We start from the raw sequence: 9,491 nt of genomic DNA, 5'->3' as shown, positions 1-9,491 counted from the left end.
CTATAGAAACAACGTCATGAACAAAAACGTACCTACATTGATACATAAGTATCAGGCTACCGAATATTATGTTCAACCTGAGACGGCTGGTGCTGCTTTGGATGGACCTTTATTAACAGATCAAGCCATGCCTCAAGATATTGTTTATGTCTATTGTCCTGATAGTGATGTAGCCAAGATAGAGCATTTATCGGCACGTCATCCATCATTGCATATGATTATTAATGATTACTCTCTTCGTGATTTTAAACACAAAACCTTATGCCACTTTAAAAGCTCTGAATTGCAACCAGAGCAACAAAGCTTTTTGATTGCCGCAACCGAGCTTGGCGGCTGGGTTGAGCCTTTGGTGAGCTTTTGTGACCGCAAGCTCGGTTTTACCGAACTTGAACTGCTGCATAGTGGGTATTTTTTACATCAAAAGGCGTTCTCTATTTTGACTAACCGTAAAAACGGTTGGGAGAAGCGGTTTATCGATTTACTCTTTGTGTTTGCATTATCCTTGGTGGCTATACCCGTGGGTTTGATCACTGCGCTACTCATTAAACTTGAATCGCCAGGCCCAGTGTTCTTCAAACAGAAGAGAACGGGGCAATATAACCGCGAATTTGAAGTGATTAAGTTCCGATCTATGCGCAATGATGCGGAGAAAAACGGGGCGCAATGGGCAACACAAAACGATGCACGGGTAACAAGAGTGGGCAAATTTATTCGAAAAACTCGGATTGATGAGTTACCACAATTAATCAATGTGTTAAAAGGCGAGATGTCTATGGTTGGCCCAAGACCAGAGCGTGAAGTTTTCATTGCCGATCTTGAAAAAGCCATCCCTTATTACCGTTTTCGTCATGCTGTTAAACCAGGAGTGACAGGCTTGGCTCAGGTTAAATATCCTTATGGTGCTTCACTTGAAGATGCGATGTGGAAGCATAAATACGATATTTACTACATAAAGCATCAAAACTGGAAAATGGAAATTAAGATCCTTTTATTGACAGTCAAAACAGTTCTATTCGGTATGGGGCGATAACCCGTACCTTAGAGATGGCGTTTGTTGCACAATACGCCTGCGCGAGGAGGACGAACGTGAGTGGGTATCTTAGAGCTTTAAACCTTATAGTCTCTAATTCGTTTGCATCCCCCCGCCCTGCGGGCAACCCTCAAGAGGGGAATGAAAACCACCATGGTTTCTGCCCCGTAAAGTTTATATCTCCGGTATATTTTCGGCACCACCCACCGTCATTCCCGCGTAGGCGGGAATCCATACGTAGTGTTAGTTAACGCTGTGGTTATCACGGATCAGTGAGCCAAAGTCAGCGATGAATTAATCGCAAAATTAGTCAATTAACGCTAAATCAAATTCCCCTCTAGGGAGGGGTGGCAGACAAAGTCTGACGGAGTGGGTTTTCTCTAGACACTATAACCTTTTATATATTCAAACCAGGAACAAACAATGAAAATTGCAGTAGCAGGTACTGGCTATGTTGGCCTTTCCAATGCCACGTTATTAGCCCTGCATCATCAAGTGGTGGCGGTTGATATCGTTGAACATAAAGTCACCATGTTAAATCAAAAGCAATCGCCAATTGTCGATGCAGAAATTGAACACTTTCTCGCTCATAAGCCGCTTAATTTTGTTGCTACCTTAGATAAGCAACAAGCCTATCAAGATGCCGAGTTTGTGATTATCGCCACGCCTACCGATTACGACCCGCAAACTAATTATTTTAATACCAGCTCAGTTGAGGCGGTGATCCGCGATGTGATGGCGATTAATCCACAGGCGGTGATGGTGATAAAATCGACCGTACCCGTGGGCTACACAGCACGGATTAAACAAGAGCTCAATTGCGATAATATCCTCTTCTCCCCTGAATTTTTGCGTGAAGGCAAAGCGCTGTACGATAACCTGCACCCATCACGAATTATTGTCGGTGAGCGGAGCGAAAGGGCAAAAGTATTTGCTAATTTGTTGCTTGAAGGGGTTGAAAAGAAAGACGTTGCTGTACTGTTTACCGATTCTACCGAAGCAGAAGCGGTGAAGCTGTTTTCGAATACTTATTTAGCCATGCGTGTGGCTTATTTTAATGAATTAGATTCTTATGCTGAGGCCAATGGTTTAGATGCGCGTCAGATCATCGAAGGTGTCGGCTTAGACCCTCGTATTGGCAGCCACTATAATAACCCGTCATTCGGCTATGGTGGTTATTGTTTACCGAAAGATACCAAGCAGTTACTCGCTAACTACAGCAGTGTGCCCAATAACATCATTGGCGCGATTGTCGAGGCGAACCGTACCCGTAAAGATTTTGTGGCTGATTCAATCATCAAGCGCCAGCCAAAAGTGGTGGGTATTTACCGTTTGATCATGAAAGCGGGTTCAGATAACTTCCGTGCATCGAGCATTCAAGGCATTATGAAACGGATTAAAGCCAAGGGTATTGACGTGGTGGTTTATGAGCCGGTACTCGATGAGCCGGAGTTTTTCCATTCACGGGTGATTAAAGATTTAAACGAGTTTAAACAAACCGCGGATGTGATTGTCTCTAACCGTATGGTGGAAGAGCTAGCGGATGTAGTGGATAAGGTCTACACCCGTGATTTGTTTGGTAGTGATTAGGTAAAAAAGGGCCTAGGAAAAAGCAGGTTCTAGATCCTAGGGAAAAGCAAAACCCTAGGACCTAGAACCTAACTCCACGATTATTTTCGAGACTTAAACATGAAATATCTAGTCACTGGTGCCGCTGGCTTTATTGGTAGCGCCACCGTAAAAAAATTAACTGAACAAGGCCATCAGGTGATTGGCATTGATAACATTAACGACTATTACGATGTTAATCTAAAACATGCCAGACTGGCGCGTATTGAGCACCCGCTGTTTCGTTTTATCCAACTAGATATCGCTGATCGTGATGCCATGGCGCAGCTTTTCGAACAAGAGAAGTTTGAGCGAGTGATTCACCTTGCCGCGCAGGCTGGGGTGCGTTATTCACTCGAAAACCCTCATGCGTACGCCGATTCAAACCTAGTCGGTCATTTGAATATTCTTGAAGGTTGCCGACAAAATAAAGTGGGCCATCTAGTCTACGCTTCGTCCAGCTCTGTGTATGGCTTAAATGCGAAAGTGCCTTTCGCTACTTCTGACTCGGTCGATCATCCAGTTTCTTTGTATGCCGCCACTAAAAAATCCAATGAGCTAATGGCGCACAGTTATTCGCACCTTTACGATATTCCGACCACTGGCCTGCGATTTTTTACCGTGTATGGTTCTTGGGGGCGTCCTGATATGGCTCCGTTTATCTTTACTAAAAAGATTTTAGCGGGTGAAAGCATCGATATTAATAACCATGGTGATATGTGGCGTGATTTTACCCATGTTGACGATATTGTTGAGGGTGTAGTACGAATTGCGGATGTGTTTCCGGCTCGTAATGCGGCTTGGACGGTAGAATCTGGCACGCCAGCCACTAGCTCTGCACCTTATGCGATTTATAATATCGGTCATGGTTCGCCAATTAATTTGATGGAATTTGTCAAAGCGATTGAAGATCAACTTGGGATTGAAGCCAAGAAAAATTTCCGAGGTATGCAGCCGGGCGATGTGTATCAAACTTACGCTGACACTGAAGATCTGTTCGTTGCCACTGGCTATCGCCCTCGTATTGGTGTGAAGGAAGGGGTCGCGGAATTTATCACTTGGTATCGCGAGTTTTATCAAGTTTAGTTTTTTAGCTGGGGCGAGAGTTTAGAATCTAAGTTTTGCTGTTCTTTAAAATCGAGATTCTAGGATCTATCCCCTACAATATCTCACTCCCCTCCCTTTCCTGCCAACTGCCTCGAATTTTCCCTCCTCCTTCCATCTCGCTTTTTATTTACTATGCTAGTGTGCGCTTATTGAGTCTGTGAATAAGGCAAAGGATATGCAAATACTTCATCATGGCGGTAAACATACTGTCACCGGTTCTTGTCATGAGTTGCGCGTCGATGGCGTGGCTGTGCTCATCGATTGTGGGTTGTTTCAAGGTAAAGATGCGGCAGACGTTGAGTTAGATTTTCCGGTTAAGCATATCGATGCGCTAATTATTACTCATGCTCATATTGATCATATTGGCCGCGTACCGTGGTTGCTTACTGCGGGTTTTACGGGGCCGATTTATTGTACGCCAGCCAGCGCAGAGCTGATCCCATTAATGTTAGAAGATGGGCTTAAATTGCAATTGGGCCTGAATCGTGGGCAAATTCAGCAAGTTTTGCAAGCCATAAAACAACGGTTACGTCCTCTTTGTTATGGCGATTGGTTAACGGTCGAGTGTCATCGTCCGGAGTCCGCTACTCTTGAACTTCGTTTTCAACCTGCTGGGCATATTTTAGGTTCCGCTTATGTTGAGCTTCGTTTAGCTAACGGTGAAGTGGTGGTGTTTTCAGGCGATTTAGGGCCAAGCAATACGCCATTACTGCCTGATCCGCAATCGCCTCAGCGGGCGGATTATCTAGTAATAGAGACGACTTATGGCAACCGAAACCATGATGATGTGGTTGGCCGCGCTGAGAAGTTACGCGACATTATTCAGCGTTCTTTAGAAAATGGTGGCACAATTTTAATTCCTGCCTTCAGTGTTGGCCGTACGCAAGAATTACTGTTTGATATTGAACGCTTGATTTTTGAGCATAAAATTAATGCCGATCTGCCGATTATTCTTGATTCCCCAATGGCTCAACAAGTCACTCAGTCTTACCGTCGTTTTAAAACCCTATGGGGAGAGGAGGCAAAGCAGCGTTTAGATATGCATCGTCATCCTTTGGCTTTCGATCAGTGCATACAAATCAGTGATTATCGTACTCATCAGGCGTTAGTGAATCGTTTAGCCTCAACCGGTGCTCCCGCGATTGTGGTTGCCGCATCAGGAATGTGCCAAGGTGGACGAATTGTTGAATATTTAAAAGCGTTGCTGGGAGATGAGCGTACTGATGTGATTTTTGCAGGGTTTCAAGCGGAGGGTACCCTAGGTCGAACCATTGTCCAAGGTGAAAAATCGATTTGTATTGATGGAGAAGAGATTGATGTGAAAGCCAGTATTCATGTGATGTCGGGCTATTCCGCTCACGCGGATCAATCTGAATTACTCGCGTTTATTAAAGGTATCGACCAGCCACCAAAGGAAATACATTTGATTCACGGTGAACGTTCAGCTAAGCAAGGTTTTGCTCATGCTTTAGAAATAGCTGGGTTTAATGGAGTGGTAATCACTTAGCCTTAGCGGTTTAAACTTTAAAACGTTTTGGAGTGAATTTATCTTCATGATAATATTTTACCGTTAACGTTTAGGTTCAATGGCGACCTACTCGACGCTTAGAAGGTAAATGTATGAAATTTCTTGTCACGGGTGTTGCTGGATTTATTGGCAGTCGGGTCGCAGAAGTACTTGTCCAGCAAGGGCATCATGTTATCGGTATCGATAATAATAATGATTATTATGATGTTTCTTTAAAGCTTGCTCGCCTTAAACGAATTGAGCATGACCATTTTACTTTCATTCAACTTGATATCGCCAATCGTGAGGCGGTAGAAGCGCTCTTTATTCAACACCAGTTTGATAAAGTGATTCATCTCGCCGCGCAAGCGGGTGTGCGCTATTCCCTTGAAAACCCACATTCCTACGCAGACTCTAACTTGGTTGGCCACGTCAATATTTTAGAAGGGTGCCGCAATACTAAGGTCAAGCACCTTGTTTATGCTTCTTCCAGTTCCGTTTATGGATTGAATAGTAAAGTTCCTTTCAGTAGCTGTGACTCCGTGGATCATCCGGTTTCTCTTTATGCTGCAACAAAAAAAGCCAATGAATTAATGGCCCACTCGTATTCTCATCTTTATGATCTGCCTACCACGGGGCTGCGTTTTTTTACGGTTTATGGTCCGTGGGGGCGCCCTGATATGGCACCGTTTATTTTCACGAAAAAGATTCTTGAAGGCGATCCGATTGATATCAATAACAATGGTGATATGTGGCGAGATTTTACCTATATCGATGATATCGTAGAAGGGGTTGTGCGCGTTGCTGATGTTATCCCTCAGCGCAATAATGCATGGACAGTAGAACAAGGTCAGCCAAACAGCAGTTCAGCACCTTATGCGCTGTATAATATTGGTCACGGCAGTCCAATTAACTTAATGGATTTCATTCAAGCCATTGAAACTGAACTTGGTATTGAAGCGAAGAAACATTTCCGCGGTATGCAACCGGGAGATGTCTATCAAACCTATGCGGATACTACCGATCTGTTTGCGGCTACAGGCTATCAACCACAAGTTGGAGTGCAAGAAGGTGTCGCTAAGTTTGTTGCTTGGTATCGTGAATTTTATCGAGTAGGAAAGTAAATTAGTGCCTAGGACCTAGGACCTAGGTCCTAGGTCCTAGAACCCAGAACTTAAACCCCCCGCCATCTTATTTATTCATGACCAACGTGATAAAAAACGTTATCCTTGCACTTATTCTGTTTATAAAACCAACGTCATATGAAGCTTTTGATCACTGGTGGTGCCGGATTTATTGGTAGTGCCGTTATTCGTTACTTACTAGCCAACACCTCTCATCAGATTATTAATGTCGATAAATTAACTTACGCTGGTAATTTGGCCTCTCTTCCGGGGGCTGCGCATAATCCTAGCTATGTCTTTGAACAGGTAGACATTTGCGATATTGATGAATTAAAACGGGTTTTTTGTACGCATCAACCAGATGTTGTTATGCATTTAGCGGCGGAGTCACATGTTGATCGATCCATTGATGGCCCTGCGGCATTTATTCAAACCAATATTGTCGGTACGTTCAATTTATTAGCCGTAAGTCGTGATTACTGGTTGGCACTGGAGCCCGCTAAGCAAGTTAGGTTCCGTTTTCATCATATCTCGACCGATGAAGTCTATGGAGATTTACCTCACCCAGACGATCTTGAGCATGATGAATGTTTAATTGCGAATGATGAATTAAACATGAAAAATCTTCCCCTGTTCACAGAAACAACAGCTTATGCTCCTTCTAGTCCATATTCCGCTTCTAAAGCCGCGAGCGATCATTTGGTCCGTGCTTGGGGACGTACTTATGGTCTGCCCATTTTAGTGACTAATTGTTCGAATAATTATGGTCCCTACCAATTTCCTGAAAAATTGATCCCTCATGTAATTTCAAATGCGTTGGCTGGTAAGCCATTACCAATTTATGGCAATGGGTTACAGATTCGAGATTGGCTCTATGTTGATGACCATGCTCGTGCACTCTATCAAGTGTTAGTGAATGGTAAGATCGGTGAAACTTACAACATCGGTGGTCATAACGAGAAGCCAAATATTGAGGTGGTTAAAACCATCTGTTCTATTTTGGATGAATTAGCCCCAATGGCGGAAAGCCTACCCGAATTGAGTAGGCAGCAGTCAGTGCCTAATCGTCGTTATTCATCACTAATCACTTATGTCACTGATCGCCCTGGTCATGATCGACGCTATGCTATTGATGCCTCAAAAATTGAACGTGAATTAGGCTGGAAGCCTGAGGAATCTTTTGAGTCAGGCATTCGTAAAACAGTAGAATGGTATTTAAATCATCGTGAATGGCTAGTCGCTAATCATTAATGGTTAAAGTAAATCGCTAATAAAAAAGCTCACTCGCATTGTCAAAACTGCATAGCCGAATCATAAGAAGTCAATAAATGGAACTCAACACTCAACATTCAGCAGTAAACCCTCAACACAATACTAAGGGTATTGTGCTCGCTGGCGGATCTGGCACTCGGCTTTATCCGCTAACGCGTGGTACGTCAAAGCAGATGCTGCCTATTTACGATAAACCGATGATCTACTATCCCATCTCTACGTTAATGTTGGCTGGGATTCGAGAAATACTCATCATCACGACACCAGAAGATCAAGCCAGCTTTCAGCGTTTACTAGGTGATGGCTCAGACTATGGTATTGAATTGAGTTATGCGATACAGCCTAGCCCTGATGGATTAGCACAAGCGCTACTAATCGGTGAGTCTTTTATCGCTGGGCAATCGGTTTGCTTAGTGCTGGGAGATAACGTTTTTTATGGGCAATCATTTTCACAAACTTTAAAAAAGGTGGCTCAACGTCAGCATGGAGCAACAGTATTTGGCTATCAAGTTAAAGATCCAGAACGGTTTGGGGTGATTGAATTTAATGAGCGGCAAAAAGCCGTCTCGATAGAAGAAAAGCCTCAGTATCCTAAATCAGATTATGCGGTAACCGGGCTCTATTTTTACGATCAGCGAGCGGTAGAGTGGGCTAAGCAAATTCAACCTTCACAACGTGGAGAGCTAGAGATCACCGATCTCAATCAACGATATTTAGAGGATGGATCGTTAAATGTCGAGTTACTCGGGCGTGGTTTTGCATGGTTAGATACCGGAACTCATGAAAGTCTCCATCAGGCTTCGTCTTTTGTGCAAACCATAGAAAATATTCAAGGATTAAAAGTGGCTTGTTTAGAAGAGATTGCATGGCGTAATGGGTGGTTAAGTGATGAATGTATGATGCGTATCGCCAGCAGCATGCTAAAAAACGATTATGGGCAGTACTTAGCGAAGCTGGTTCAAGAGCAGAAGAAAAAATCATGATTAAAGTAGTGATAACTGGTAGCCAAGGGCAGGTTGGTCGGGCATTGGTTCGTTTATTGAAGCAAGAGAAAACCATCCAGCTTTTCGCTTATGACAGCGAGCAGTTAGATATCACTAACCAACGGTTGGTTGAAGAAAAATGCCGTCAAATCGTACCTGATGTTATTATTAATGCCGCCGCTTTTACCGCCGTAGATAAAGCAGAAAGTGACACTGAGGCATGTGATGCGGTCAATCATCATGCAGTGAAATATTTAGCGTTAGCTGCTCAACGGCATCAAGCTCTATTGATCCATATCTCCACCGATTATGTTTATGATGGTACTAAAGCAGATCCTTATCTGGAAAGTGATCGCCCTAATCCGCAAAGTGTTTATGGCTTGAGTAAATTAGCCGGCGAGCAAGCGATTCAAGCATGCTGCGATAACTATATGATTATTAGAACCGCTTGGGTTTTTGCTGAGCAAGGTAGCAATTTTGTTTGTACCATGCTTAAGTTAGCGAAAACGCGTTCGGAACTATCCATTGTTGACGATCAATATGGTGGGCCGACTTATGCGGGTGACTTGGCACAAGCCCTAGTGAGTATCGTGCTTAGTTATAGTCAAACAGGGAAGTGTCAATCTGGTATTTATCACTATTCCGGTTTGCCTCATACCAGTTGGTATGGATTTGCTGAGGCGATTTTTAGCAAAGCACAGCAACAAGGAGTGCTTGAGAAGCGTCCCATTATTCATGCTATTACTACTGAGCAGTATCCAACTCCGGCCAAACGCCCAGCTAATTCTCGCTTAGACTGTTCGTTGATTGAACGTCAATTTTCAGTAACCCCAAGCGACTGGCAACAAGCGCTTAATAAC

At 43.6% G+C, this 9,491-nt stretch carries 8 protein-coding genes; all 8 read left to right on the top strand.

Annotation, left to right across the window (positions count from 1 at the left end; genetic code table 11):
- Nucleotides 1-16: 16 nt before the first annotated feature.
- Nucleotides 17-1,030: a sugar transferase gene (locus CAG60_RS16780; protein ID WP_161439266.1), complete on the top strand. Its 1,014-nt coding sequence runs from the start codon at nucleotides 17-19 to the stop codon at nucleotides 1,028-1,030.
- 423 nt (nucleotides 1,031-1,453) lie between these two features.
- Complete coding sequence (locus tag CAG60_RS14685) at nucleotides 1,454-2,620, top strand: nucleotide sugar dehydrogenase (RefSeq protein ID WP_161439265.1); 1,167 nt, start codon at nucleotides 1,454-1,456, stop codon at nucleotides 2,618-2,620.
- A gap of 99 nt (nucleotides 2,621-2,719) precedes the next feature.
- Nucleotides 2,720-3,724: an NAD-dependent epimerase gene (locus tag CAG60_RS14680; protein WP_161439264.1), complete on the top strand. Its 1,005-nt coding sequence runs from the start codon at nucleotides 2,720-2,722 to the stop codon at nucleotides 3,722-3,724.
- Between the two features lie 196 nt (nucleotides 3,725-3,920).
- On the top strand, nucleotides 3,921-5,252 hold the full coding sequence (locus CAG60_RS14675) for an MBL fold metallo-hydrolase RNA specificity domain-containing protein (protein ID WP_161439263.1): 1,332 nt from the start codon (nucleotides 3,921-3,923) through the stop codon (nucleotides 5,250-5,252).
- 113 nt (nucleotides 5,253-5,365) lie between these two features.
- On the top strand, nucleotides 5,366-6,376 hold the full coding sequence (locus tag CAG60_RS14670; RefSeq protein ID WP_161439262.1) for an NAD-dependent epimerase: 1,011 nt from the start codon (nucleotides 5,366-5,368) through the stop codon (nucleotides 6,374-6,376).
- 138 nt (nucleotides 6,377-6,514) lie between these two features.
- Entirely contained in the window at nucleotides 6,515-7,627 is a 1,113-nt protein-coding gene (gene rfbB, locus CAG60_RS14665) for a dTDP-glucose 4,6-dehydratase (RefSeq protein ID WP_161439261.1), read from the top strand.
- A gap of 77 nt (nucleotides 7,628-7,704) precedes the next feature.
- Nucleotides 7,705-8,631 (top strand): glucose-1-phosphate thymidylyltransferase RfbA, encoded by a 927-nt coding sequence (gene rfbA, locus CAG60_RS14660; RefSeq protein ID WP_161439260.1) that lies wholly within the window; start codon nucleotides 7,705-7,707, stop codon nucleotides 8,629-8,631.
- Nucleotides 8,631-9,491: dTDP-4-dehydrorhamnose reductase (gene rfbD, locus CAG60_RS14655; protein ID WP_161439267.1), on the top strand; the 861-nt coding region annotated here is incomplete at its 3' end. The genes rfbA and rfbD, both read left to right, overlap by 1 nt.

Origin of the sequence: Vibrio sp. V33_P6A3T137, assembly GCF_009904835.1 — a bacterium.
In the GTDB taxonomy this organism is placed as follows: domain Bacteria; phylum Pseudomonadota; class Gammaproteobacteria; order Enterobacterales; family Vibrionaceae; genus Vibrio; species Vibrio metschnikovii.
This window is presented reverse-complemented; position numbering and strand designations above follow the sequence as displayed.

What these genes read in the sequence shown, in the direction of transcription:
- CAG60_RS16780 (WP_161439266.1), top strand. Translation starts at nt 17, where the DNA reads ATGAACAAAAACGTACCTACATTGATACATAAGTATCAGGCTACCGAA.
- CAG60_RS14685 (WP_161439265.1), top strand. Translation starts at nt 1,454, where the DNA reads ATGAAAATTGCAGTAGCAGGTACTGGCTATGTTGGCCTTTCCAATGCC.
- CAG60_RS14680 (WP_161439264.1), top strand. Translation starts at nt 2,720, where the DNA reads ATGAAATATCTAGTCACTGGTGCCGCTGGCTTTATTGGTAGCGCCACC.
- CAG60_RS14675 (WP_161439263.1), top strand. Translation starts at nt 3,921, where the DNA reads ATGCAAATACTTCATCATGGCGGTAAACATACTGTCACCGGTTCTTGT.
- CAG60_RS14670 (WP_161439262.1), top strand. Translation starts at nt 5,366, where the DNA reads ATGAAATTTCTTGTCACGGGTGTTGCTGGATTTATTGGCAGTCGGGTC.
- rfbB (WP_161439261.1), top strand. Translation starts at nt 6,515, where the DNA reads ATGAAGCTTTTGATCACTGGTGGTGCCGGATTTATTGGTAGTGCCGTT.
- rfbA (WP_161439260.1), top strand. Translation starts at nt 7,705, where the DNA reads ATGGAACTCAACACTCAACATTCAGCAGTAAACCCTCAACACAATACT.